This window comes from Acinetobacter sp. NIPH1876, assembly GCF_022808535.1.
In the GTDB taxonomy this organism is placed as follows: domain Bacteria; phylum Pseudomonadota; class Gammaproteobacteria; order Pseudomonadales; family Moraxellaceae; genus Acinetobacter; species Acinetobacter higginsii.
This window is the reverse complement of sequence record NZ_JALGBR010000014.1, coordinates 75,160-99,380: the sequence shown is the minus strand read 5'-3', so window position 1 is coordinate 99,380 and position 24,221 is coordinate 75,160. Positions and strand designations below refer to the sequence as shown.

At 40.5% G+C, this 24,221-nt stretch carries 27 protein-coding genes; 7 read left to right on the top strand and 20 right to left on the bottom strand.

Going from position 1 to position 24,221, the window contains the following annotated elements:
• Window positions 1-11 precede the first annotated feature (11 nt).
• A complete protein-coding gene (ppx, locus tag MN869_RS15920) occupies window positions 12-1,532 on the bottom strand; it encodes an exopolyphosphatase (RefSeq protein ID WP_243308655.1) in 1,521 nt (506 codons plus the stop codon).
• A gap of 273 nt (window positions 1,533-1,805) precedes the next feature.
• On the opposite strand from ppx, the gene trxA reads away from it, so the two are divergent.
• From trxA to MN869_RS15905, 3 genes are all read left to right on the top strand, one after another.
• Window positions 1,806-2,132 carry a thioredoxin gene (trxA, locus tag MN869_RS15915; RefSeq protein ID WP_004804498.1) on the top strand — a complete coding sequence of 109 codons (327 nt, stop codon included), beginning with the start codon at window positions 1,806-1,808 and terminating at the stop codon, window positions 2,130-2,132.
• A gap of 327 nt (window positions 2,133-2,459) precedes the next feature.
• Window positions 2,460-3,728 (top strand): transcription termination factor Rho, encoded by a 1,269-nt coding sequence (gene rho / locus MN869_RS15910; RefSeq protein ID WP_004804496.1) that lies wholly within the window; start codon window positions 2,460-2,462, stop codon window positions 3,726-3,728.
• Between the two features lie 388 nt (window positions 3,729-4,116).
• A complete protein-coding gene (locus MN869_RS15905; RefSeq protein WP_171553385.1) occupies window positions 4,117-4,386 on the top strand; it encodes a hypothetical protein in 270 nt (89 codons plus the stop codon).
• 95 nt (window positions 4,387-4,481) lie between these two features.
• Here the strand turns inward: MN869_RS15905 and MN869_RS15900 are convergent, their stop codons facing one another.
• From MN869_RS15900 to pheS, 3 genes are read right to left on the bottom strand one after another with little or no spacing between them, the layout of a single operon-like run.
• Complete coding sequence (locus MN869_RS15900; RefSeq protein ID WP_000126166.1) at window positions 4,482-4,778, bottom strand: integration host factor subunit alpha; 297 nt, start codon at window positions 4,776-4,778, stop codon at window positions 4,482-4,484.
• Window positions 4,775-7,156 carry a phenylalanine--tRNA ligase subunit beta gene (gene pheT / locus MN869_RS15895; protein WP_243308653.1) on the bottom strand — a complete coding sequence of 794 codons (2,382 nt, stop codon included), beginning with the start codon at window positions 7,154-7,156 and terminating at the stop codon, window positions 4,775-4,777. Before pheT ends, MN869_RS15900 begins: the two co-directional genes overlap by 4 nt.
• A gap of 33 nt (window positions 7,157-7,189) precedes the next feature.
• On the bottom strand, window positions 7,190-8,170 hold the full coding sequence (gene pheS / locus MN869_RS15890; RefSeq protein ID WP_171553387.1) for a phenylalanine--tRNA ligase subunit alpha: 981 nt from the start codon (window positions 8,168-8,170) through the stop codon (window positions 7,190-7,192).
• A 230-nt stretch (window positions 8,171-8,400) separates the two neighbouring features.
• Here pheS and MN869_RS15885 point away from each other — a divergent pair, with 230 nt between their 5' ends.
• Window positions 8,401-9,402 (top strand): hypothetical protein, encoded by a 1,002-nt coding sequence (locus MN869_RS15885; RefSeq protein WP_243308651.1) that lies wholly within the window; start codon window positions 8,401-8,403, stop codon window positions 9,400-9,402.
• Window positions 9,403-9,460: 58 nt separating this feature from the next.
• On the opposite strand, the gene MN869_RS15880 is transcribed toward MN869_RS15885, so the two are convergent.
• Window positions 9,461-9,658 carry a hypothetical protein gene (locus tag MN869_RS15880; protein ID WP_243308650.1) on the bottom strand — a complete coding sequence of 66 codons (198 nt, stop codon included), beginning with the start codon at window positions 9,656-9,658 and terminating at the stop codon, window positions 9,461-9,463.
• Window positions 9,659-9,763: 105 nt separating this feature from the next.
• The gene (locus tag MN869_RS15875) at window positions 9,764-10,141 is read right to left on the bottom strand and encodes a hypothetical protein (protein WP_243308648.1); all 378 of its coding nucleotides are present in this window, start codon (window positions 10,139-10,141) and stop codon (window positions 9,764-9,766) included.
• A gap of 72 nt (window positions 10,142-10,213) precedes the next feature.
• Between MN869_RS15875 and MN869_RS15870 the strand changes: the two genes are divergently transcribed.
• Window positions 10,214-11,341 (top strand): hypothetical protein, encoded by a 1,128-nt coding sequence (locus MN869_RS15870; protein ID WP_243308645.1) that lies wholly within the window; start codon window positions 10,214-10,216, stop codon window positions 11,339-11,341.
• A 42-nt stretch (window positions 11,342-11,383) separates the two neighbouring features.
• On the opposite strand, the gene MN869_RS15865 is transcribed toward MN869_RS15870, so the two are convergent.
• The 3 genes from MN869_RS15865 to rpmI form a co-directional block, all read right to left on the bottom strand.
• Window positions 11,384-11,935: an NADAR family protein gene (locus MN869_RS15865; RefSeq protein WP_243308671.1), complete on the bottom strand. Its 552-nt coding sequence runs from the start codon at window positions 11,933-11,935 to the stop codon at window positions 11,384-11,386.
• Window positions 11,936-12,027: 92 nt separating this feature from the next.
• The gene (gene rplT, locus MN869_RS15860) at window positions 12,028-12,387 is read right to left on the bottom strand and encodes a 50S ribosomal protein L20 (RefSeq protein WP_004664213.1); all 360 of its coding nucleotides are present in this window, start codon (window positions 12,385-12,387) and stop codon (window positions 12,028-12,030) included.
• An 11-nt stretch (window positions 12,388-12,398) separates the two neighbouring features.
• Complete coding sequence (rpmI, locus tag MN869_RS15855; RefSeq protein WP_004278281.1) at window positions 12,399-12,593, bottom strand: 50S ribosomal protein L35; 195 nt, start codon at window positions 12,591-12,593, stop codon at window positions 12,399-12,401.
• Between the two features lie 237 nt (window positions 12,594-12,830).
• On the opposite strand from rpmI, the gene MN869_RS15850 reads away from it, so the two are divergent.
• Complete coding sequence (locus MN869_RS15850) at window positions 12,831-14,084, top strand: MFS transporter (protein ID WP_243308638.1); 1,254 nt, start codon at window positions 12,831-12,833, stop codon at window positions 14,082-14,084.
• Window positions 14,085-14,118: 34 nt separating this feature from the next.
• Here MN869_RS15850 and MN869_RS15845 read toward each other — a convergent pair whose 3' ends face one another.
• The 7 genes from MN869_RS15845 to thrS all read right to left on the bottom strand — a co-directional run bounded on the left by MN869_RS15845 (window position 14,119) and on the right by thrS (window position 19,745).
• The gene (locus tag MN869_RS15845) at window positions 14,119-14,544 is read right to left on the bottom strand and encodes a YqaA family protein (RefSeq protein ID WP_243308637.1); all 426 of its coding nucleotides are present in this window, start codon (window positions 14,542-14,544) and stop codon (window positions 14,119-14,121) included.
• 64 nt (window positions 14,545-14,608) lie between these two features.
• Window positions 14,609-15,460 (bottom strand): arylamine N-acetyltransferase, encoded by an 852-nt coding sequence (locus MN869_RS15840; protein ID WP_243308634.1) that lies wholly within the window; start codon window positions 15,458-15,460, stop codon window positions 14,609-14,611.
• 120 nt (window positions 15,461-15,580) lie between these two features.
• A complete protein-coding gene (locus tag MN869_RS15835; protein WP_171553396.1) occupies window positions 15,581-16,030 on the bottom strand; it encodes a hypothetical protein in 450 nt (149 codons plus the stop codon).
• On the bottom strand, window positions 16,027-16,647 hold the full coding sequence (locus tag MN869_RS15830; protein ID WP_004804476.1) for a glutathione S-transferase N-terminal domain-containing protein: 621 nt from the start codon (window positions 16,645-16,647) through the stop codon (window positions 16,027-16,029). The genes MN869_RS15835 and MN869_RS15830 overlap by 4 nt, the downstream gene beginning before the upstream one ends.
• Window positions 16,648-16,775: 128 nt before the next feature.
• Entirely contained in the window at window positions 16,776-17,096 is a 321-nt protein-coding gene (locus MN869_RS15825) for a hypothetical protein (protein ID WP_243308632.1), read from the bottom strand.
• A gap of 169 nt (window positions 17,097-17,265) precedes the next feature.
• Window positions 17,266-17,817 (bottom strand): translation initiation factor IF-3, encoded by a 552-nt coding sequence (gene infC, locus MN869_RS15820; protein WP_081400781.1) that lies wholly within the window; start codon window positions 17,815-17,817, stop codon window positions 17,266-17,268.
• Between the two features lie 5 nt (window positions 17,818-17,822).
• A complete protein-coding gene (gene thrS, locus MN869_RS15815; protein ID WP_243308629.1) occupies window positions 17,823-19,745 on the bottom strand; it encodes a threonine--tRNA ligase in 1,923 nt (640 codons plus the stop codon).
• A 264-nt stretch (window positions 19,746-20,009) separates the two neighbouring features.
• Here thrS and MN869_RS15810 point away from each other — a divergent pair, with 264 nt between their 5' ends.
• Window positions 20,010-21,656 carry an acyl-CoA synthetase gene (locus MN869_RS15810; RefSeq protein ID WP_243308627.1) on the top strand — a complete coding sequence of 549 codons (1,647 nt, stop codon included), beginning with the start codon at window positions 20,010-20,012 and terminating at the stop codon, window positions 21,654-21,656.
• A 39-nt stretch (window positions 21,657-21,695) separates the two neighbouring features.
• Here the strand turns inward: MN869_RS15810 and yjgA are convergent, their stop codons facing one another.
• Genes yjgA through panC form a run of 4 tightly spaced genes read right to left on the bottom strand, consistent with a single transcriptional unit; the run spans window position 21,696 to window position 24,218 of the window.
• On the bottom strand, window positions 21,696-22,232 hold the full coding sequence (yjgA, locus tag MN869_RS15805; RefSeq protein WP_243308625.1) for a ribosome biogenesis factor YjgA: 537 nt from the start codon (window positions 22,230-22,232) through the stop codon (window positions 21,696-21,698).
• A 2-nt stretch (window positions 22,233-22,234) separates the two neighbouring features.
• On the bottom strand, window positions 22,235-22,504 hold the full coding sequence (locus MN869_RS15800; protein WP_004804467.1) for an HPr family phosphocarrier protein: 270 nt from the start codon (window positions 22,502-22,504) through the stop codon (window positions 22,235-22,237).
• Window positions 22,501-23,352, bottom strand: a complete 852-nt coding sequence (gene rapZ / locus MN869_RS15795; protein WP_005146575.1) for an RNase adapter RapZ — start codon at window positions 23,350-23,352, stop codon at window positions 22,501-22,503. The genes MN869_RS15800 and rapZ overlap by 4 nt, the downstream gene beginning before the upstream one ends.
• A gap of 20 nt (window positions 23,353-23,372) precedes the next feature.
• Window positions 23,373-24,218, bottom strand: a complete 846-nt coding sequence (gene panC / locus MN869_RS15790) for a pantoate--beta-alanine ligase (protein ID WP_243308624.1) — start codon at window positions 24,216-24,218, stop codon at window positions 23,373-23,375.
• Window positions 24,219-24,221 lie beyond the last annotated feature (3 nt).

Genomic DNA, 24,221 nt, shown 5'->3' with positions numbered 1-24,221 from the left:
TAATAATATGGTTAATCAACAAATTTGTCTGACTGAATATTTAACTCAATGTCCCAATGCTTAAATTGCACCTGCTCATCATGCAGGTCAGCAACCAATAAAGGCCATTGTTTAGCATCGCCAGAAACGCTGAGTTGCCATTGTTGATCATTTACAACACTCAGTTCAATGGCAGGAAGCATCTGATCACTACGACTATGGTTCAGCAAAACTGCAAGACGCAGTAATAAGCAAAGGTAGATTAAATGACTACCACCAACCTTTAAAACGTCATTTTTTGCATCTGCACGTAACTTACGACGATGATGTGAAACCAAATGCGAGAGATGATTTTGATCAATTTGTGAGAAACCCGGAATATCCGAATGTTGCAATAAATATGCTCCATGACGGTGATAACCACCATGGCTAATCGCTAAACCGATTTCATGCAGATAAGCTGCACGACGCAGTAAGTCACTGTCTTCAGTCGTTAAATTTAACGCAGCAGCAACACCGTCGAATAACTCTTGTGCCGTATTGACCACCCGTTCTGCTTGTTTTGGGTCTGCGTTATAACGCCCCATTAACGCCTGTACACTACGGTCACGAATATCTTCATGCTTGAAACGACCGAGCAGGTCGTACATCACACCTTCACGTAATGCACCGTCAGAATATGCCAATTTGTCGATATCTAAGACTTCAAAAATGGCATACAAAATCGCAAGGCCGGCTGGCAAAACTGCTCGACGGTCTTCACGTAGACCTTCAAAATCAATTTCAGAAATATGTTTAAATTTAAGCAAACGGTCTTTTAATTTATATAAACCATCACGGGTCAGGTTTTCTTGCTCATCACTTAAACCGAGATTAACCGCAATCTGACGACAGGCTTTAATGGTTCCGCTTGATCCGACGACGGTATCCCAACCCACAGATTTATAAGTATTGGCAATCGCGGACATTTCTTTGCGTGCAGCAACCACAGCTTTATCAAATGCTTTGCTGGTAATTTCACCATCAGGGAAATAGGTTTTACTATAGGCCACACAGCCCATTTGTAAGGATTCGGTATGCAGCGGCTCAAACTCCTCACCGATGATAAACTCGGTTGAACCGCCACCAATATCCACGACTAAACGTCGACCACCATTGGCCATGGTATGTGAAACACCCAAATAAATCAGACGTGCTTCTTCACGACCCGCAATAATTTCAATCGGTTTCGGTAAAATTTCGGCTGCTTTTTGGATAAATTCGTGACCATTTTTTGCTTGTCTTAAGGCATTGGTTGCCACGATACGTAAACGATTCGGTTGTACTGAGCTCAAACGCCCAACAAAACGGGCTAAACATGCCAGTCCACGCTGTTGCGCGGCTTCAGTTAAATTTTTATTTTCATCAAGCCCAGCTGCTAACTGTACTTTTTCTGACATTGAAGCAACTTTCTTAACTTCACCGTGATCAACACGAGCGATTGCCAGATGGAAACTATTCGATCCCATATCAATCGCAGCAAGTAATTCTTCATCAATCAGAAAATCAGACATTATTCATATAAACCCATGCTCAATTCACGCATTAGAGTAATTCACATGCTTACAATTTTAAAGTCATTTTAAGCAATAAAAGTCGCGTATTTTCGCTTTTCGTGCATAAATGATTGTAGAAGTCGATGATCAACATCGTGAGCATCCATTAGACTTTTCATTTTCAAACTTGAATAATCAGAACAAACCCTTACATTGAATAAAGCGGCAATGTAATATTCATCGTGATGATGATTAAATTCGCACTTTATTTCTTAAATTTGGAGCAACCTTATGTCTGCGACTATTGTTAATACAACTGATGCTAACTTCCAAGCAGATGTTTTAGATGCTGAAACCCCTGTACTTGTTGATTTCTGGGCTGGCTGGTGTGCACCATGTAAAGCAATTGCACCTGTTCTTGAAGATCTATCAACTGAATATGCAGGAAAAGTAAAAATCGTTAAAGTTGACGTGACTGCATGTGAAGATACTGCTGTAAAATATAACATTCGTAATATCCCAGCATTATTGATGTTTAAAAATGGCGAAGTTGTTGCTCAACAAGTTGGCGCAGCACCGCGTTCAAAACTTGCAGCATTCATTGACCAAAACATCTAATTCGATTGTCACACGGTCAATACAAGAAATACGCGACTCATTGAATCGCGTATTTCTCCGTAAAAATTGACAATTTACTTGATTTCCTCTATATTTCTGGATCAAGAAGCTTTGAATGGAATCTACTTCATTGCGCTTCTTACAAGACAAAACATAAGATCGCCGCTCGGCAATAACAATTGTTTTCACATTTCTCTCTGAAACAATGAACCAGACTACTGAATCGTGGTTGTGTAAATACAATTACCTCAGCATGTATGTATGCGGTCGATTTTTTATTCTTTCCCTAACGTAGTCCTCCACTTATTCCATTCTGTCTGACCACTTATGAACTTAACTGAACTCAAGAAAAAACCCATTGGCGAACTCATTAAAATTGCGGAGTTTATGGGCCTTGAAGGCATGGCACGTAACCGTAAACAAGATATTATTTTTGCCATCTTAAAACGCCACGCCATGAACGGCGAAGAAATCTTTGGTGATGGTGTTCTCGAAATTCTTTCTGATGGTTTTGGCTTCTTACGCTCTGCTGCTGGCTCATATCTAGCAGGACCAGATGACATCTATGTCAGCCCATCACAAATTCGCCGCTTTAATTTACGTACCGGTGATACGATTACTGGCACAATTCGTCCACCGAAAGAAGGTGAACGTTATTTTGCTTTATTAAAAGTAAACCAAATTAACTACGATACGCCTGAAAACTCACGTAATAAAATTCTATTTGAAAACCTTACTCCATTATTCCCAACTGAGCAGTTAGTAATGGAATTGGGTAACGGTACAACAGAAGACTTAACCTCTCGTGTTGTCGATCTAGTCGCGCCAATTGGTAAAGGTCAACGTTCTATTATTGTTGCACCGCCAAAAGCGGGTAAAACAATGTTATTACAAACCATTGCGCAATCGATTGTCCGTAATAACCCTGAAGTATTCTTAATTGTGCTTTTAATTGACGAACGTCCTGAAGAAGTTACCGAAATGGAGCGTACTGTTCGTGGTGAAGTGATTGCATCTACATTTGATGAAGCACCAGCCCGTCACGTTCAAGTTGCTGAAATGGTAATTGAAAAAGCGAAACGTCTGGTTGAACACAAAAAAGATGTTGTGATTCTGCTTGACTCGATTACCCGTCTTGCTCGTGCCTACAACACTGTAGTGCCTTCATCAGGCAAGGTATTAACTGGTGGTGTAGACGCACATGCGTTAGAGCGTCCAAAACGTTTCTTCGGTGCTGCACGTAATATTGAAGAAGGTGGTTCACTCACCATTATTTCTACTGCTTTGATTGAAACTGGCAGTAAAATGGATGATGTGATTTATGAAGAGTTTAAAGGTACAGGTAACCAAGAGATTACCCTTGATCGTCGTATTGCAGAGAAACGTGTATTCCCTGCAATGAATATCAAGAAATCAGGTACTCGTCGTGAAGAACGCCTCATGAGCGAAGAGAATCTTCGTAAAGTTTGGATTCTACGCAAGTTATTACATCCGATGGATGAGCTTGCAGCGATGGAATTCTTATTAGATCGCATGAAAGAAACCAAAACCAATGATGACTTCTTCGATCAAATGAAACGAAAGGCATCGACCTAAAGTCCAAAGAAAAAGCTACCTTAATGGTAGCTTTTTTTATTTGGTTGACTTGATTACACAATATTTACATTTTTTTAAAAAAGTTATCAAAAACACTATTATGTTGATTTATTTGAATATTTAAAAAATAAGTCATTTTATTTCCACAACTTACCGATTTAAAATTTATTCTCCATAGTTATTTTCTATCAAAAAACAGCCAAATTCTGCCCATTTTTGTCGTTTTGTTGGACAGAACAGTAGTAATTCATGAATTGCTTTGATAGGATAGCATCAGACCAGTTAGGCTGCTCCCTGCGTTGTTACCTAAAGCGTTTAGGAATAATAAAAGCACAAACAGACTAACTTAAGGTTTTTTTTAATCTCACAATTTTATGAGAGTGATGCCATGTTATTCAAAAAATTCGCTGTTGTTGCTGCTATTGCTACTACTTTAGCTTTCGTTGGTTGCTCTAAGAAAGAAGAAGCGCCAGCTACTGACGCTACTGCTGCTGCATCTGAAGCTGTAGAAGCTGCTTCTGAAGCTGTAGAAGCTGTTGATGCTGCTGCTTCTGAAGCTGTTGCTACTACTGAAGCTGCTGCTTCTGACGTTGCTGCTGCTGCTTCTGACGTTGCTGCTACTGAAGCTGCTCCTGTTGAAGCTTCTGCTGCTCAATAATCTAGTTTTAGATTATCGAAAAAAGAGAACCTTTCGGTTCTCTTTTTTTATGCCTAACATTTCTATAAATAAAAGATTGGCATAAAAAAAGCAGATCAATCGATCTGCTCATTCCCAACGCGCTGTCTAAATTTCTGACCCGCTCTGAACGTGACCACTCGACGTGCAGAAATTGGAATTTCCTCACCTGTCTTTGGATTACGTCCTGGACGTTCACGCTTATCACGTAACTCGAAATTACCGAAGCCAGAAAGTTTGACTTGTTCACCCGCAATTAATGCTTGGCTAATTTCGTCAAAAAATAACTCGACCATTTGTTTTGCTTCGCGGCGATTTAAGCTAGTAAGCTCACTTAAATGGTCCGCCATATCTGCTTTTGTTAATGCTGTCATGAGGCCCTCAATGTCGCTTGGTAAGTGTCTTCCAACACTTGAATAATGTTATCCATACCAGATTTAATTTCAGCATCTTCAAGCGTACGAGTTGGATGTTGCCATAACACTGCAAAAGCTAAAGAACGCTTGCCTTGTTCAACCCCTTGGCCCGTATACACATCGAACAACCATGCTGAGTCGAGTAACTCACCACCAGTCTGCTCAATTAACCGCTGAATATCTCTTACCTCAATATTATCAGAGATTAAAAGCGCAATATCACGTCTAACCGATGGAAAACGTGATAATTCTGTAAAATTAGATACATAAGATTGCAAAACTGCCTGTTGATCCAGCTCTGCGACCCAAGTTACACCCAAATCAAGTTCATTTTCCAATGATGGATGCAGACGACCTAAATAACCAATCGATTGTCCATCCACCAAAATTTCTGCCGATTGACCAGGATGCAACCATGCACGCTCTGTACGAACAAAGTCAGCATTAATACGACCAGCAGCTAAAATCTCTTCAATCTCACCTTTGAAATCAAAGAAATCCATTGATTGAGGTTTTGCATGCCATGATTCTGCTACACGAGCACCAACAGCAATCAATGCTAAAGTTGGGATCTGTTTTAGATCATGAATGTTTTGCGCACCCTGATAATCAAAACGTAGCCCCAACTCAAAGAAACGTACACGCTGCTGTTGACGGTTTAAGTTGTACTGTACACACGGAATTAAGCTAGACAACAAAGTACTACGCATTGCAGCCAAATCACTTGAAATAGGATTGGCAAGCATCAATGGCTGTACATTTGGATTTAATTGCTTTTCAAGTTTTGCATCGGCAAAGCTAAAGCTAATTGCTTCTTGATAGCCTAGTGTCACCACAGTTTGACGTAATTGTGCAATTTCAAAACGGTCTTGGTATGTTTGCAGTTTTACATCAATTTTTGGCAAACTGATTTGAATGTTGTCATAACCGTGAATACGGGCAACTTCTTCAATTAAATCTTGATAGATTGCCATGTCATAACGATGCGATGGTGGAACAACACTCCACTCACCTTCAGCTTTGCTTTCAACCACACAGCCAAGACGCGTTAATGCATCCGCAATAAATTCACTCGCTACAACATAACCTAGCAATTGATCAACTTGTGCTTGCTTCAATACAATTGCTTCGCGCTTTGGAAGCAATTCTATCTGTTCAGCAACAGTTACTGGACCAAACTCACCACCAGCAAAGGCTTGAATCAGCTCAGAAGCACGATGCATAGCAATCATTGGTAATTCAAAGTCCACACCACGTTCATAACGTTGTGATGAATCGGTATGCAAACCAAAACGACGCGCACGACCTGCAATCGCTAAAGGTGCAAAGAATGCACTTTCAAGGAAGATGTCTTGAGTATCATCAGTAACCGATGAGTCCAAACCACCCATGATCCCTGCAATAGCCAGAACTTTCTGATCATCCGCAATCACCATCATGTCATCTTGCAATTCAACGTCTTGATCATTGAGCAAGGTCAATTTTTCTTGTGGCTGTGCTTGGCGGACTTGAATCGAACCTTCAATTTTTGCCAAGTCAAATGCATGCATGGGTTGACCCAATTCAAGCAACACATAGTTAGTAATATCCACCAAAATGCTATGGGTACGAATACCTGAACGTGCAAGAGCTTGCGCCATCCACTCAGGGGTTGCCGCTTTGACATTCACATTTTTGATAATACGACCTAAATAACGAGGCGTACCCGCTGTGCTGATATTGACCGCTTTCTCATCGGCAATACTTGCTGCAATAGCCTGAATCTTCGGTTCATTCAACGCAAGTTGATTAATGACCGCGATTTCACGGGCAATCCCACGAATGCTAAAGCAGTCACCACGGTTTGGGGTGATGCTAATGTCAATGACATTGTCATCGAGCTTTAAATACTCACGAATATTCATACCCACTGGTGCATCAGCAGGTAATTCCAACAAACCATCAATTTTGTCTTCTAAATCAATTTCAGAAGCACCACAGAGCATGCCTTGTGACTCGACACCACGTAGCTTGCCTTTTTTAATTTTGAAATCGCCTGGCAATATCGCACCAATGGTTGCAACAGGGGCTTTCATACCCACGCGAACATTTGGCGCGCCGCATACAATTTGTAATGGTTCACCAGAACCAATATTAATTGTCGTTACACGTAAACGATCTGCATCTGGATGTTGTTCAACGGTTAGAACCTCCCCGACTACTACGCCAGTAAATGGTTTTGCTACAGGCGCTAACTCATCAACTTCCAAGCCCAACATGGTCAATTGATCAGAAAGTGCTTCGCTATCAATTGCAGGGTTCACCCACGTGCGTAACCAATTTTCACTAATTTTCATTTGTATAAACCTTATTTAATCCTGAAAAAATGTTTAGGCAAACTGGCGTAAAAAACGCACATCATTTTGGTAGAACATACGCAAATCGTTGATGCCATAACGCAACATTGCAAAACGCTCTACCCCTAAACCAAAAGCAAAGCCTTTGTATTTATCAGGATCAATCCCTGCAGCACGCAGTACATTTGGATGTACCATGCCACAACCTAAAACTTCTAACCAACGACCACGCTCATCCATAATATCTACTTCAGCGCTTGGCTCAGTAAATGGGAAATAAGAAGGACGGAAGCGTACTTTCAAATCTTTTTCAAAGAATTCATTTAACAGGTTAATCAATAAACCTTTTAACTCGGCAAAACTGGTGTTTTCTGCAACGTATAAGCCTTCGATCTGATGGAACATAGGCGAATGCGTTTGATCCGAGTCACAACGATATACACGACCTGGACACACGATACGAATTGGCGGCTGACTAGTTTCCATTGTACGAATTTGTACACCCGAGGTATGGGTACGAAGCAAATGCGTTGCATCAAAATAGAAGGTATCATGCATAGCACGAGCTGGATGATGACCCGGAATGTTTAAGGCTTCAAAATTATGATAATCATCTTCAACTTCAGGACCATACGCAATTTGGAAACCAGCTTTGGTAAAGAACTGGCAGATACGCTCTTGCACCTGAGTAACAGGATGAATACTTCCCATACGCTGACCGCGACCTGGTAAAGTAACATCAATGGTTTCACTTGCTAATTTTTTTGCAAGTTCAGCTTGTTGTAATGTTTGTAGACGCTCAGTCAAAGCTGTATTGATTGCTTCACGAACAGCATGAATCGCAGCACCTTGTACTTTGCGTTCTTCAGGATCCATTTTTCCAAGTGCTTTCGACTGCTCTGCAAGCTGGCTTTTCTTCCCTGTAAATTGCACACGGACTTGATCGAGTGCAGCAAGGTCTTGAGCCGCTGCAATGGCAGCAAGCGCTTCAGTGGTCAGGGCTTCCAGTGACATAGTAACTCTCAAAGCAACAAAATATAGAAATATAATAAAACGCTATAGTTTATCAGCTTTTTACCTATTTAATGAAGATAAACGACTGTTTAAATAGAGTACTTTTTCAGTTTTAATTTAAAGATAAAACAACAAGAATATGAAGCAGATGACTTAAATTTTCGTAAAAATTAATCAATAATTGAATAAAATGTATAAGATATCGATATCGTCAATGAGAAAGAATAACGATGGCGCTTGATCAAATCTGGAAACAACAGCTTACACTTGTGACTTATGGCAACGAGTTTCTTGCAGGTGAACTCAATTTTAGTCGTTGGATTGAACATCCGATTTTCAATCAAAATCGACTGATCTTTAGGGATTTACTCTCCCAACACCTGTTGGCACAACATTTCCAGATTTGGCTTGAAGGCTTAAAAAAGCAAGGGGTTAAAAAACTCAGCCTACATTTATCCAGCGTACTCAATGATGAGCAGAATCCCAATGCCAATGTGGAGCTGCTTCCCTTTGCACATTTTATCGTGAGCCACCAAGGCAATAAAAAAACCGCATGGATTTGTGGACATGAACTGGCTGAATGGGATAACAATGATCAAGCCTTTGATGTACCTACATCGCAACAAACAACACTCCGCCAAGAAGTGTTTTGGCGTTATGAGTTGAATGATAAATACGCGAAAAAAATTGATGCTGACTTACAGAAGGTGAATTGGAATCAGGTTGTCATTTTCTTGGAGAAAGAACTGTTCGATAGTAAATATGCAGAACATTTTTCTGAGCCAGAACAACAGGACCTTCCTTTCTATGGCTATGAATTTGATTCGATCAGTACATCAAACCAGCAACTTGCATTGATTCCAACCGATTATCCCGCAGATTGTGCACATTGCCTGTTACACCGTACTCAAGCTTTGGCTGATTATTTGGAACAACAAAGACAAAATCCTTATCATGCGACAGGTGAATTGATCAGTCCTGAAGAACAAATCAATTTGCGTAATTTCGCCCAGAAGACCGATGATTTATTTGCAAAATTAATTGTGAAAACAGCAAATCATTACCAAACCGCCCAACTTACAGCAGAAGAACCTGAAATCATTGACCGGACCATGGAAATCCCGCATCAACTAGATAAAACCCAACATCATAAAGTTGGTACATCAGGTGTAATTAAACTGATTATCCTAACGGTAATTATCTGTCTGCTTGCTTATTATTTTGGTCTGTAGCAACACCATGTATGAAAAAAAACCTAGATCACGCCATCTAGGTTTTTATTTTATCGTTTTAGAAGGTCGGTCGAATTCTGATAATCACTTTATGCCCGCCATCATGCTGATTAATAATGTGATGCACATTTTCAATTTCACCTTCAACTTCAGCATCTGGCCCATAAAAAATTCGGATGGTTTCACCCTTTCTAGGCACAATACTCAGTTCTGTTTCAAATGCGCCTTGCTGTAACCCTTCTACGCTCACTAACATATTTTTATCCTGATGCTGTTTTCTTTACTGTAAAAAGATTTCAGCCTAAAAGTCTAATCGAACATGTTTGGGTTATGTAATCATTAGATAAATCAAGAGATTGTCTTACTCATCATAATCTAAATCATCTTCATCCATATTGAGGAAATCAGGTTCAGGGATTTGTTCAAATTGCACGGCGAAAATCTCTGTGTGTTGAAGTAAACTGGCTTTAGCGACACGATGCATCCCATCCATCACACGCCCTTGTGCACATAAGATAATCGGATAGCTCAGATCAGCATCTTGAATCAGTTGAAAGTGCTCAATGATTTGTTGTGTTGTTGGATATTGATCTGGAAACCAATAGGCTTCGTTTAACTCTTGAATATCAGCCAGTAAAACCTTCTTAGGCATCAAGTTTTTGCTTAGCTCAAGCAAATGATGAACATCCCAAATATAAGTATCCGCTCCAACTTGTCTAAAGTGATATTGTCTGCGCACGTTTTAATCCATCATTAATTTCAGATATGATCATAAGCTTAGCTTCTCACCAATAACAGCATACATAAAACAATGACCGATAATTACTGGACCTTTATCTTAGGCTTACAACATAATGCCCAACGCTATTTTGATCATAAAATTGCTGAATATAAGATCGAACATGACTGGTGTGATATAACTCATGACCTTTTTATGCTACGTGATTTAGAAACCAATGAATTACGTTACGATTCAATTTCTCATTTAGTTGCCGATCTCAGAGATCAACAGATTCAGCGCTGCCAACTTATTCCTTTTGATCTACTCTTTCCTGAGTTTACCCAGCATTTTAAACAGTTCATTTTTGATATAAGCAATTATCCTGTCGCCATCTTCCTGGGAACAGACCAAAACTTTGCTTTAGTTAAAGTACATGCAGAAAAAGTAAAGAAATTTTCGATGTCTACGGATCCCCGTGAATTTAGTGGTTTTGCATCCTCCCAGAACTATCATAAATATCTATTGTTTACTCTAATTAAATTAGATCAAAAACAACTACAAATTGTTGATGAGTTTAAGAAAAATCTAAATTGGAAAAACTTACATGAGTATTTTCAAAGCACATTTTTAGATAGTTCATTTAATTTCAGGAAAGATAAAAGCCTTGTCTTAACCAATAACTTATTTTTAAAAAATGAAATAGCCGAATATCCTTTTCTTGATGAGCCTAGTCCTGAATTCAATCTGGCATTCTCTTGGATAAATAAACTCTGTGATTTACAAGCGCAAATCAAAACTGAAGTGGCGATGGCACTAGCTTCAAGATCATTTTATGCTGATATTATTGATCAAAATTATACAGAAATAGATCTTTTCCAAGCAGATTTAAACAATGCACTAATCAACTTAGTTTCACATAGTGCAAATAGCTATGAGAAAGCATACGTGAACGAAGATTTTTCCTATATTCCACCACAATCACATCAACATAAACCCGAGATCAATATTGAAGCAAATAATGAGCTCAACAATGATCGAACGACAGAAGAAAAGCCAACATCTGTTACGGCCTCGACGCTTTATCTGATCTTCTTTCTAGCAATTGTCATTGGGCTACTCTACGGGGTGTTCTGGTTGGTTAACCATTATGAATTCGCCAAATTTATGGTAATAACGCTTGGCGTGATTATTTTTCTGATGATTTGGTCCAGAAAATAAGACAAAAAAGACCACTTAAAAGCGGTCTTTTTCATGTTGGGCTTATCGCAACTGGGCGCGTACCTGCATGAGTGCAAAACCAAGTAAGTTTAATCCCTGCCATTGGCTCGGGTCTTGGATATGCTCATAATCTTGTGCCAACCCAATCCCCCAAATCTTATCGACAGGCGATGCTTCAACCAAAATACGATCATGCGTGGCAATCAAGAAATCTCTTAATTCAGGATGCTGTGAAAATTTGGCAAAGTTTGCCTGTACCACAATATCAAAACGTTTTTCTTGCCAAATCTGCTCATCATAGTTGTGCACTTTGCGTCCTAACTGCTTTGCATCATTGGGATGCTCAACTTTTAAGATTTGTGCAAAAACATCTTCATCGTTAAAGAGTTTTGCTTTCTGCGCCATCATATAATGTTCCGCCGTGAGATATTCAACACCCTCCTGTTTGAATGGTGATGGAAACCACTGGCTAAAACAGCTTTTGTCGACATGATTGGTTTGCTTTGGGGTATGCCCCCAGAAATATAAATATTTAAATGGACGACCTTGTTGGACTTGTTGAATTAAATCATTTAAAAATTGTTCATCTTGCATCATCTATCTCTGATTATTATCTATTATTGAAAATCCAATTCACTAAAAATAAAAAAGACCGCTAAAAAGCGGCCTTCTTTGAATCTCTAAGCTTATGCAGCTAATGCGCCTTTAGCTTTTTCAGCTAAAGCAGCAAATGCAACTGCATCATGCATAGCGATGTCAGCTAATACGCGACGGTCGATGATCACTTGAGCTTTTTTCAAGCCATCGATCATACGGCTGTATGACAAACCGTTAAGACGAGCACCAGCATTGATACGCGCAATCCATAAAGCACGGAATTGACGTTTCTTTTGACGGCGGTCACGGTAAGCGTATTGACCAGCTTTGATTACCGCTTGGAACGCTACGCGATAAACGCGTGAACGAGCACCATAGTAACCTTTAGCGCGAGCAAGAATTTTTTTGTGACGACGATGAGCCACTACACCACGTTTTACACGAGCCATTTATAATCTCCTTAGATGTATGGGCACATACGACGAACTGATGCAACATCACTTACGTGAACCATTACACAGCCGCGCAATTGACGGATACGCTTAGCAGATTTTTTGGTCAAAATGTGGCGTTTGAACGCTTGTTTACGCTTAAAGCCGTTTGCAGTCGCTTTGAAGCGTTTAGCTGCACCACGGCGAGTTTTCATCTTAGGCATAACAACCTCTTTTGAACACCTGTTCGGAACGTTTGCACCATTGCAAAAACGACCTGCAGGTAAGGGAGCCAGTATTCTAAAGCATAGTAAGCTAAAACAAAAGTAAAATGCTCATTTTTTGATAGCAAATCGTCTCTTTTCTATAAACGTTATTTTCTATAACCAATTCTCAAATTACGAGAAACATCCATAAAATTAACACCTATAATAAATACAAGCTCTTAAATTCAAAAGAATATGACTATACAACATGATGCTTTCGCTGCATTGCGGTACCGAGATTTCTCTATCGTGACCGTTAATCAATTCTGCTTAACACTGGCAATTTTGATTCAGGAAATTATCGTCGCCTATTCACTTTATCAAATCACCCGTGATCCACTCACCTTGGGTTTCATTGGTTTGGCAGAAGCGATTCCATTTATCACGCTGTCTTTATGGGGCGGCTATTTCGCCGACAAATTGAATAAGCAGACCATTATGAAAATCTGCTTATTCTTTTCGATTCCTTTACCTTTAGTGCTTTGGGCGCTGTTCCACTTACATGGTTTAGAAAAAATTGGAATCAGCAGTCTTTCTTGGGGGATCTATGCTGTCATTTTTGCCTTAGGAACCATTCGAGGTTTTTATAATCCATCAGCAACCTCACTCAAACCTTTTCTGATTCCACGTGAACTGTATGCCAATGGTGCAACATGGACCACAATTGGCTGGCAAAGTGGTGTGATCATCGGTCCTATGCTCGGTGGTTTTATGTTGGCTTTTCTGGGGCGTGAAACCAGCTTATTTGCTGTTACAGCTTTATTGGCCACCTGCTTCATCTTAATTACGCGTTTGCAAAAACGTACTTTCCCGAAAATGGAAACGGAGAATGTACTACAAAGCCTGACTGATGGTTTCCGCTTTATCTGGAAAACTAAAATCGTTTTATGGGCGATCTCACTTGATCTAGTATCGGTGTTATTTGGTGGTGTAATTGCATTATTGCCAATTTTTGCCGAAGAAATATTAAAAGTCGGCCCTGAAGGTCTTGGTTATTTACGTGCTGCACCATCTATTGGCGCTCTGATCACCATGATTGCACTGACCAAATTTCCGCCAATGCAACATGCATGGCGAAATATGTTATTAGCGGTAGCAGGTTTTGGTATTTTTACCATTCTGTTCGCCTTCTCAAATCATATGTGGCTCTCATTATTTGCCTTAGCCATGACCGGTGCTTGTGACAGTGTTTCTGTCGTGGTTCGTCAAACCATCTTGCAAATTTTTCCGCCCGAAAATATGCGCGGTCGCGTTGCAGCAGTGAATGGGATGTTCGTTTCGTCGAGTAATGAACTCGGTGCTTTTGAATCGGGTCTTGCAGCCAAATACCTCGGCACAATCACTGCAACTATTCTTGGCGGTTGTATGACACTTGTCGTAGTGAGTTATTGCTGGTTCAAAACCAATGACTTATTCAAAGTCGATATTACTAAAGGTTCGGATCACTAAATAAAAGGGAAAGAGCCCATCTTTCCCTTTCTCATTAAAACAGCCCGAGATATAAAGCATATAACGTTAAATAACGCCCACCTTTGGCGATGGTAACAATCAATAAAAATCGCCAAAAGTTTTCCTTCATCAGTCCAGCAATCAAGGTAATGGGATCACCAATCACAGGCGTCCAACTCAGTAGTAAAGAATAAAAGCCATATTTATGATAAATCTGCTGTGCTTGTAACAACCGTTGTTCTGAAACAGGAAACCACTTTTTATCTTTAAAGTGTTCAATTTTTAGTCCTAGCCACCAATTCACACAGGAGCCCAATACATTGCCTACCGTCGCAACGATGATCAGATAAAAAGGATTGGAAAGCCCTTGTATCAACAGGGTCATTAATACAGCTTCAGACTGTAACGGTAATAAGGTGGCAGCACCGAAGGCTGAGAGAAACAATAACAAATAAGACATCAAAACAAGGTTCTCTCAAACTGGGAGCCACATATCATCAAGAGCAGACCATATAACGTGAACACTATGGATTCAAGGTTAATTTTGCCCAAGTCGCTTCAAGCATCTCCTGCGAAATATCAATCCGAAAGACTGTTTTAATCACATCCTCAAACTCATCAAAGGTAGATAACTCTTTCTTATCAGAGTTTCCTTTGCCATGTGTTCTTAAAACACGATCTTTTAAGGTAATTCGCATTTCGACATTGGCAGTAGATAACATTAAATGCTGGGTAAATAAGGATTCAGGTGAGGTGGAAATATACCAATTCGCAATCAAGGCATCTGCGTCTGCAATCTGCTGTTGGGGGTTAATCGCATAGACATTGATCCATTGATTATGAATACTGACTTGCAGCATATATGTCATTTCCGTCAGCACTGTCGCATCCAGACCACTCTGTGCAAGCTCAACAAATCTGAAAGGTTCGAGTGGTGTCTGCTGTGTTTCACCAATTTGATCAAGAGATAGAACCGTGGTCGGGGTCATTCCCCCAAATCCAGGATCATACAAAAACAATTGCTGATCAATACGTACCAGTGTGACCAAATGAGTTCTCACAGGCGTACTGACAGGCGAGCTTTGATAATAGACCCGTCCTAGCACATTAAAGGCTTCATAGCCCAATTCAGTAAGTACGATTCTGGTCAAGGTACTCTGCTCGAGGCAATAGCCTTCGCGTCCATCAAGCAATAATTTCTGAGCAAGTTGATTAGGTTCTAAAGAGACCCCCTCTCCAAGAAAAGAGGAAAAATTACCGAAAGGAATCGTTTGCACATGGAGATTTAATAAGGTCTTAAGATGATCCAAGGTCGGTAAAAACTCGCCGTCAAAACCAAGCTTTTTTAAATAAAGGGCTGATATTTTTGCTTGCATGATGCTTGATCTTTAATGAACTTAAATCATCGTAGCTTGAACATGCATAGACCAGATGAAAAATTACACAATTATAAAAGAATCAAGCTTACACAATTGAAAGCATGACTTTGCCAAGGATTAGTTTTTGCGTTTAGCTGTTCTGGATCGGACAGAAAAATGCGCGACTGAAAAAATGAATGGAAAAAGAAATGCGATCCAAAATGTAAGATCAGACTTGACCATTTCTTGATACCACGTCAGTTGCATTTCCCCCGCAGAGACTGCTGCCCAGTCAATAGACACAGTAAGGTCAAGATAAATGTATAACAATAGATATACACTTAAAAATCCAACAAACACCCCTGTACTGAAATATGAGTTTCCAGTTTCAAGCTGTAACCAAGCAAATAAAGATGAAAAAATTAAACTGAGACTTCCAATAAAGGCGAAAACAATAAACCAGAAAATATCAATTCCAAGGAAATACTGCATTAGGCTGCATGAAATTGCTGTGATGAAGAGTAATCCCATTGCAATCACCCAATGTTTGAAATAGCAACGCCATCCAGCCTTTTGATTCAGACTCATCCAACTTTGATCGACAAGGCTTTTTGTATCGCAGGGCGAGCTGTTAAGCGTTCAATATAATCTTGCACATATGGGTAGTCTTCAAGTTGAATGCCCTGCCATTCGTAACGCAATGCCCAAGGTAAGATCGCCATATCCGCAATCGAGTATTCACCTGCTACAAACTTTTGACCAATCAACTGTTTGTTTAAGACACTATACAAACGCTTGGTTTCATTCACATAACGATCAATCGCATAAGGAATCCGTTCAGAGGCAAACTTATTGAAGTGGTGATTTTGTCCAAGCATTGGACCAAATCCACCCATTTGCCACATCAACCATTGTTCAACCTCGACTCGCTCTTGCTCATCGGTGGGATAGAACAAACCTGTTTTCCGACCTAAATATTGTAAGATCGCACCCGACTCAAATACTGAAATCGGTTCACCTCTTGGACCATTTTGATCAACAATCGCTGGAATTTTATTATTGGGAGAGATTTTTAAAAAATCAGGCTGGAACTGATCATTTTCCAAAATATTGATGGGGAAAATCTGATATTCAAGTCCCATTTCTTCTAAGGCGATTGTTATTTTATGGCCATTGGGTGTGCCCCAATAATATAAGTCAATCATTTTATATTGTCCTATTCATCGTTATCTTGACTGTTGTTGCGTTATAGCACACTTCCTACTTATTGATCAGTAGACAAGCACGAAAAGAAACAATAAAGCGGTGTTTTCAAAGACAATGTTGCAAAGATTTAAGCTTGATTATCCAAGAATTCTTGGGCTTTCTCTCCGACAAATTTACGGCCAGCATTATTGCCATTAATCCACTCATCTACAGAGAACAAATCAAACATTCCCACTTTAAATAAGGTGGGCACCGCTAAGATCAACTCCTCTTCGACCGCACCGCGAACGCCTGCATTATATAAATTAATATTGTGCAGCATGGTCGCCACGGTACCGGTTTGTACTCGACTGCCATCTTTCAATGTGACTTGTGGTAAAACCTCGCCTTCTTGTACCACTTTTTGATTAATTTCAGAGAGTTGTTGAGTACCAGTAATTGTAGACATGTCTTATTCCTATTTTTAAATAGTGTAATTATTAACACACCCTATCATAGCTTGTTTTTATCTGTTCCAATGATGCTTAGAATTATTTAACAGATTTATCCCAGATTAGGTTATAAATTTTTAGGCATAAAAAAGCACCGCTGAGAGCGGTGCTTTTTTATAAGAAAAATTACTTTTTCTTTTTCGGACCAATTAACATGCCCATTTGACGACCTTCCATCTTCGGCGCTTGTTCAATCACGCCAAATTCAGCAACGTCTGCTTCAATTTTTTGCAATTGAGCCAAACCAAGCTGTTGATGTGCCATCTCACGACCACGGAATCGCAAAGTGATTTTTACCTTATTTCCTTCTTCAAGGAAACGTAAAATTGCACGCAATTTAATTTGGTAATCACCCACATCCGTTGCAGGACGTAATTTGATTTCTTTCACTTGCACTTGATGCTGTTTTTTCTTCGCATCTTTTTGCTTTTGCTTTAAGTCAAATAAGTGCTTGTTGTAGTCCATGATTTTACAAACAGGTGGTTCTGCATTCGCCACAATCTCAACAAGGTCAAGATTAGCTTCTTCTGCAGCACGCAATGCTTCATTTAATGAAACAACACCTTTTTGTTCTCCATCTGCAGCGACGAGGCGTACTTCTTTCGCACGGATCTCATCGTTAATTGCAGGACGGTTACTTTTAGCACCTTGTTGTTGGTTACGGTCAGGCTGTTTAATCTTTATTACTCCACGATGTACCGGCCACGTTCGGCAACGGCAGATTTCACTAAGTCAATAAATGCATCTACTGACATAGTACCTAAATTTTTTCCTGAGCGAGTACGCACATTGACTGTACCTTCTTCAACTTCTCGATCACCGAGAACAAGAAGGTAAGGAATACGCTCTAGGGTACGCTCACGAATCTTAAATCCGATCTTTTCATTTCTCAAGTCAGAAATGGCACGAAGACCATTTTCTTTGAGTTTTGCGACCACTTGTTCACTTGCTTCCGCTTGTGAATCGGTAATATTCATCACACAAGCTTGGATTGGTGCAAGCCAAGGTGGCATGAAACCCGCATAGTGTTCAATTAGTATACCAATAAAACGCTCGAAACTGCCAAGAATTGCACGATGCAACATGACTGGGTGATCACGATCATTGTCTTCTGTCACAAAAGTAGCATCCAAACGCTCTGGCATATTTGGATCACACTGAATAGTACCGCACTGCCATACACGGCCTAAGCAGTCTTTCAATGAGAATTCAATTTTTGGACCGTAGAATGCGCCTTCACCTGGTTGTAATTCCCAAGGTAAACCAGCAGCATCTAATGCATCTGCCAATGCTTTTTCAGCGGTATCCCACATTTCCTCACTACCTACACGCTTTTCAGGACGAGTAGACAATTTCATTTGAATTTCTTCAAAACCAAAATCTTTGTAAACAGCAAGTGTTAACTTGATAAAATCAGAAACTTCTTGTGCAATTTGATCTTTGGTACAGAAGATATGCGCATCATCTTGAGTAAAACCACGAACACGCATAATGCCATGTAAAGAACCCGACGGTTCATTACGATGACAAGAACCAAACTCTGCTAGGCGAAGTGGCAGCTCACGATAAGATTTCAAACCTTGGTTAAAGACCTGTACGTGACATGGGCAATTCATTGGCTTTACTGCATAATGTCTACTCTCTGAATGAGTTGTAAACATATTCTCTGCATAGTTAGCCGCATGCCCTGATTTCTCCCATAACACCAAATCAACGATTTGTGGTGTACGGATTTCTTGGTAACCATTGTCTTGCTGAACTTTACGCATATATTGTTCAAGCACTTGGTAAATAGTCCAACCGTTCGGATGCCAGAACACCATACCCGGTGCTTCTTCTTGCATATGGAACAAGTCTAATGCTTTACCAATTTTACGATGGTCACGCTTTTCAGCTTCTTCAATACGTTTGATATAAGCAGCTAACTGTTTTTTATCAGCCCAAGCAGTACCATAAATACGTTGTAGCTGTTCATTCTTCGCATCACCACGCCAGTAAGCACCAGAGATTTTAGTGAGTTTGAATGATTTTAAGAATTTAGTATTAGGTACATGCGGACCACGGCACATATCTAAATAGTCTTGATGGTAGTACAAGCCCATTTGAGTTTCATTTGGCATGTCTGCAATCAAGCGTAACTTGTATTCTTCGCCGCGTGCTGTGAATTCAGCGATCACATCTTCACGTGGTGTCATCTTTTTGATGACGTCATAGTCTTGGTCGATGAGCTTTTTCATGCGCTCTTCAACCGCTGCCATATCATCCAAAGTGAATGGACGTGGCATCCAGATGTCGTAGTAGAAACCTTCTTCGATCACAGGACCGATCACCATTTTCGCTTCTGGGAACAATTGCTTAACCGCATGTCCTACCAAGTGCGCACATGAGTGACGAATGATTTCTAAACCTTCTTCATCTTTAGGGGTAATAATCTGAACTGTTGCATCTTCTGTGATTAAATCACAAGCATCCACCAAGCGATCATTGATACGGCCAGCAACAGTATTCTTTGCAAGACCAGGACCAATGCTCTGAGCAAGTTCCATCACAGAAATCGGATGATCAAACTGTTTCTGATCACCATTTGGTAAAGTAATGATTGGCATAATAAAATCCTTAAGGAGTGATGCCCTCTACGAAGGAGCATATCACCGCGAGATTATGTATTGAGGCAAGCCTCAAAAAATAAAAAACGGCGGATAAAAAAGTATCGAAGATTTTACACGGGTTTAGCTGTGGATGAAACCTCTGAACCAGAAAAACCCAAGATCAGTTGAGATTCATCTCCGACTAAAGCCTAAATGCTTTAGACTCGATGACAGACTAGCTTAATAGTAATTAATGAAAAGAACAGAAAGGAAGCAAGACACATGGTCAGTGCATATGACGAACTACCCAGAAATCCAGCAAATTTTGTTGCCTTATCGCCGTTACGCTACTTGGAACGGGCTGCTTATATTTATCCCCATCAAGCCGCAATTATTCATGGCGAACGTCAAATCACATGGCAACAAACCTATCAGCGCTGCCGTCAGTTTGCTCATCAATTAACAAATTTGGGTATCCAAAAAAATGATACCGTTTCAGTAATGCTACCCAACATCCCCGCCATGATTGAAGCGCATTTTGCAGTCCCCATGGCTGGCGCAGTACTCAACACCTTGAATACCCGCCTCGATGCCAAAACCATTGCCTTTATGCTCGAACATGCGGAAGCCAAAGTGCTATTGGTCGATCCTGAATTTCGTCAAGTGGCTGAAGAAGCGCTCACGCTTGTCTCACAAGACATTACTGTGATTGATGTCTTTGATACTGAGTTTGATGGTGAACAAATTGCGATTGGTCAATATGAATATGAAGCATGGATAGCACAAGGTGACCCTGCATTTGAATGGCTACTTCCTCAAGATGAATGGGATGCGATTAGCCTCAGCTATACCTCAGGTACCACAGGCAACCCGAAAGGTGTGGTTTACCATCACCGCGGTGCTTATTTGAATGCAGCCAGCAATATTTTGGCCTGTGGCATGAAACCCCGCGCGGTATACCTTTGGACACTCCCCCTATTTCATTGCAATGGTTGGTGCTTTGCTTGGTCAATTGCAGCCAGTGGCGGTACTAATATTTGCCTACGTCGTGTCGACCCCACGTTAATTTTCAAATACATTGCAGCATATAAAGTCGATTATTTCTGTGGTGCACCCATTGTGCTGTCCATGCTAATCAACACGCCAAGCGAACAGAAAACGGCTTTTGAGCATCATGTTGAAGTCATGGTGGCGGGTGCTGCACCACCCGTGGCGATCATCGAGGGGATGCGCAATATCGGTATTAACGTCAATCATGTTTATGGTTTGACTGAAACCTACGGTCCTTCTGCCTTATGTGCGTCACAAGCAGGCTGGAGTGATTTATCTATCCAAGAACAAGCGCAACTCCACTCTCGCCAAGGCGTACCTTATCCATTACAAGACAGCATGCGCGTGCTCGATCCAGACACAATGCAACCTGTGCCCAATGATGGACAAACCATGGGTGAAATCATGTTCCGTGGCAATATCGTGATGAAAGGTTATTTGAAAAATGCTCAAGCCACGGAAGAAGCGTTTAAAGGTGGCTGGTTTCACACCGGTGATTTAGCCGTGAGTCATCCTGATGGTTATGCCAAGATTACTGATCGCTCGAAAGATATTATTATTTCAGGCGGTGAAAACATTTCCTCGCTCGAAGTTGAAGATGTGCTTTATCGCCACCCTGCTGTGCTCACTGCTGCGGTGGTCGCCAAACCTGATCAACGTTGGCAAGAAGTGCCGTGTGCTTTTATTGAACTCAAACAAGGTGCATCCGCATCAGCCGAAGAAATCATTGCACATTGTCAAAAAGAACTCGCTCGATTTAAAGTTCCGAAAGATGTAGTGATTACTGAGATCCCAAAAACTTCGACAGGAAAATTACAGAAATTTATTTTAAGAGAATGGGCCAAGGAACGGGCGGGAGATAGCTCAACAAACTCATAATCAAAAAAAGAAGTTTCCTTGGAAACTTCTTTTTTAGTTTTAGCCTTGTTCAGATAACAAGGCAACTTGTTGAACATAATTCACAAATTTAAGCTTAGACGCTGCAAGCTCTTCTTCACTCACCTGCTGCTTCATATCACGGTGAATTCGCAATACATGCTGGCGTAAGGTATGGCGTTCAGATGCATTAAATACCTTACTAAACTCATTGATGATCGGGTCACCCTGATCAATCATACGATCAACCCAACGCATTAATTGCATTTGCTTTTTAGCACCTTGCTGCGGGGTTAAATAAGATAAAATGATAGTTTCATCTTCATTCCGCAATAATTTACCAATACGTAAAAATTGACGGCGGCGTGCTTCATGCGCACTAATATTTTGTATTTCAAGTAAAGCATCAATGAGACGCTCATCAACTGGAAGTTTCTGAATCTGTTTTTTATTCAGTTGAGCCAATTGCTCACCCAAAGCTGCCATTCGCTGCACAGCTTTTTTTTGCTCAGTTCTACTCGCACGTCCATCTAATGACTCAAAATCTTCATCGGTATAACGCTGGGTACCACGTGCCACTATTACTCTGCCTCGTAAAATTTTGCTGCGAACAGCGTTTGAATTTCTTCCAGTGCCTTGTCTTCATCAGCACCTTCAATTACCAATCTTAATGTGGTGCCTTTACCTGCACCCAACATCAACAATGACATAATATTTTTTGCATCGACCAACTTATCGCCCTTACCAATTTGGATAGAAGAACGGAATTTCGTCGTCACTTCAATAAGTTTACCAGATGCACGAGCATGTAAGCCGAGTTTATTAATTACATCAATTGTTGTGTCTATCATGACCAGTGCTTCATTTCTCTATGTAAGATTTGGACAGCCCATTTTGCCTCAAGGGCTTGTTTGAGTCTATCTACGATATAAACCGAACGATGTTGCCCACCCGTACATCCCACAGAAATGGTCATGTAATGGCGATGCCCTTCTGCAAAAGCAGGCAACCACTTATCTAGAAAAGTATAAATATCTTCAAACATCTCGTTGGTTTGTTGACTACCTTCTAAAAAGCGGCGTACAGGCTCATCTAAACCTGAAAAACGGCGTAATTCTAAATCCCAATGTGGATTTGGTAAATGTCGTACGTCAAAAACATAATCTGCGTCTAACGGAATACCATGCTTATAACCAAAGGACTGTAAAATGACGATTAAATTATCTGACTGTCCAAGCTTAGACAATAAAATATGTTTTAAATCATGAACACTTTTATCAGTGGTATCAATATGTACTGTGGAACGGAATTGTATCGGAATGAGCAATTGCTTCTCTTCCTGAATACATTGCAACAGACTATTAAAACGACTGGCCAAAGGATGTGGTCGACGCGATGCACTAAAACGCGCAATCAAATCTTGATCCTGAGTGGTCAGGTAGATCACATCGACCGAACCATGTCTTTTTAATTGCTCAAAGACATGATCAAACTCTTGCATATCTGCACGGGTACTTCGAATATCGACCCCAAGTGCAAGTTGCTCCAGATTATTTTCATGATCTAGTTTTGCCACAATTTCAGGCAATAACGCCAAAGGTAAGTTATCTATACAATAATAGCCCAAGTCTTCAAGCACTTGTAATGCAGAGGATTTTCCTGAACCGGATTGACCTGTAACGATAAGAATACGCTTCATGGCGTTTTGCCCTTCATTTTTTATGTTTTAAAGTCGATTTGTAGGTTATCAATCAACCGTGTTGAACCAAGCTTGGCTGCAATAAATAACACCAAGTTTTGGTCAAATTGTTGAATAGGTTGTAAGTTGGTTTGTCGAGCTTCCACATAATCCACAACAAAACCCACTTGTGTCAATTGAGCAGAGATATTTTCTAACACTTGTGACAAAGCTTGCCCTTCATGCAATTGCTGTTCGGCTTGTTTGAGCAATTGGTAAATCGTCGGTGCGACAGCACGTTGCTGTTCAGTCAAATACCCATTACGCGAGCTTAAAGCAAGACCATCTTCAGCACGAACAATCGGTACACCAATGACTTCTAATGGTATGTTCAAGTCTTGGACCAACTGACGAATCACAGCCAATTGCTGATAGTCTTTTTGGCCAAAGAAAGCATAGTCTGGATGTACAATATTGAAAAGCTTAGTGACAACAACAGCAACACCATCAAAATGGCCAGGACGCGATTGACCACAAAGATCATCGGTAATTTGACCAATACTGATATTGGTTAAACGCGGTTGAGTACCGTACATTTGCTCAACAGATGGTGCAAAAATAATATCGCACCCCACATCTGCCAATAAACGGCTATCTTGCTCTAAAGTACGTGGATAGCTATCAAAATCTTCGCCTGCACCAAATTGAATTGGATTGACGAAAATACTGACCACGACCACATCACACAGTTTTTTTGCTTCACGCACCAAAGTCAAATGACCTTCGTGCAAATTCCCCATGGTCGGTACAAAACCAATTAATTTTTTTGAGCTGCGCGCAGGTGCCAATGACGCGGTTAAGCCTTGTATTGTTGTTTCAGTTTTCATGAA

Coding starts and splice junctions, on each gene's coding strand:
- pheT (WP_243308653.1), bottom strand. CDS start 7,156: ATGAAAATTAGTGAAAATTGGTTACGCACGTGGGTGAACCCTGCAATT.
- MN869_RS15870 (WP_243308645.1), top strand. CDS start 10,214: ATGACCGATAATTACTGGACCTTTATCTTAGGCTTACAACATAATGCC.
- MN869_RS15845 (WP_243308637.1), bottom strand. CDS start 14,544: ATGTCTTATTTGTTATTGTTTCTCTCAGCCTTCGGTGCTGCCACCTTA.
- MN869_RS15850 (WP_243308638.1), top strand. CDS start 12,831: ATGACTATACAACATGATGCTTTCGCTGCATTGCGGTACCGAGATTTC.
- MN869_RS15830 (WP_004804476.1), bottom strand. CDS start 16,647: ATGATTGACTTATATTATTGGGGCACACCCAATGGCCATAAAATAACA.
- MN869_RS15905 (WP_171553385.1), top strand. CDS start 4,117: ATGTTATTCAAAAAATTCGCTGTTGTTGCTGCTATTGCTACTACTTTA.
- MN869_RS15800 (WP_004804467.1), bottom strand. CDS start 22,504: ATGATAGACACAACAATTGATGTAATTAATAAACTCGGCTTACATGCT.
- MN869_RS15880 (WP_243308650.1), bottom strand. CDS start 9,658: ATGTTAGTGAGCGTAGAAGGGTTACAGCAAGGCGCATTTGAAACAGAA.
- trxA (WP_004804498.1), top strand. CDS start 1,806: ATGTCTGCGACTATTGTTAATACAACTGATGCTAACTTCCAAGCAGAT.
- rho (WP_004804496.1), top strand. CDS start 2,460: ATGAACTTAACTGAACTCAAGAAAAAACCCATTGGCGAACTCATTAAA.
- MN869_RS15825 (WP_243308632.1), bottom strand. CDS start 17,096: ATGTCTACAATTACTGGTACTCAACAACTCTCTGAAATTAATCAAAAA.
- panC (WP_243308624.1), bottom strand. CDS start 24,218: ATGAAAACTGAAACAACAATACAAGGCTTAACCGCGTCATTGGCACCT.
- pheS (WP_171553387.1), bottom strand. CDS start 8,170: ATGTCACTGGAAGCCCTGACCACTGAAGCGCTTGCTGCCATTGCAGCG.
- thrS (WP_243308629.1), bottom strand. CDS start 19,745: ATGCCAATCATTACTTTACCAAATGGTGATCAGAAACAGTTTGATCAT.
- MN869_RS15840 (WP_243308634.1), bottom strand. CDS start 15,460: ATGCAAGCAAAAATATCAGCCCTTTATTTAAAAAAGCTTGGTTTTGAC.
- ppx (WP_243308655.1), bottom strand. CDS start 1,532: ATGTCTGATTTTCTGATTGATGAAGAATTACTTGCTGCGATTGATATG.
- MN869_RS15900 (WP_000126166.1), bottom strand. CDS start 4,778: ATGACAGCATTAACAAAAGCAGATATGGCGGACCATTTAAGTGAGCTT.
- rplT (WP_004664213.1), bottom strand. CDS start 12,387: ATGGCTCGTGTAAAACGTGGTGTAGTGGCTCATCGTCGTCACAAAAAA.
- rpmI (WP_004278281.1), bottom strand. CDS start 12,593: ATGCCTAAGATGAAAACTCGCCGTGGTGCAGCTAAACGCTTCAAAGCG.
- rapZ (WP_005146575.1), bottom strand. CDS start 23,352: ATGAAGCGTATTCTTATCGTTACAGGTCAATCCGGTTCAGGAAAATCC.
- MN869_RS15885 (WP_243308651.1), top strand. CDS start 8,401: ATGGCGCTTGATCAAATCTGGAAACAACAGCTTACACTTGTGACTTAT.
- MN869_RS15810 (WP_243308627.1), top strand. CDS start 20,010: ATGGTCAGTGCATATGACGAACTACCCAGAAATCCAGCAAATTTTGTT.
- MN869_RS15835 (WP_171553396.1), bottom strand. CDS start 16,030: ATGAGTCTGAATCAAAAGGCTGGATGGCGTTGCTATTTCAAACATTGG.
- MN869_RS15865 (WP_243308671.1), bottom strand. CDS start 11,935: ATGCAAGATGAACAATTTTTAAATGATTTAATTCAACAAGTCCAACAA.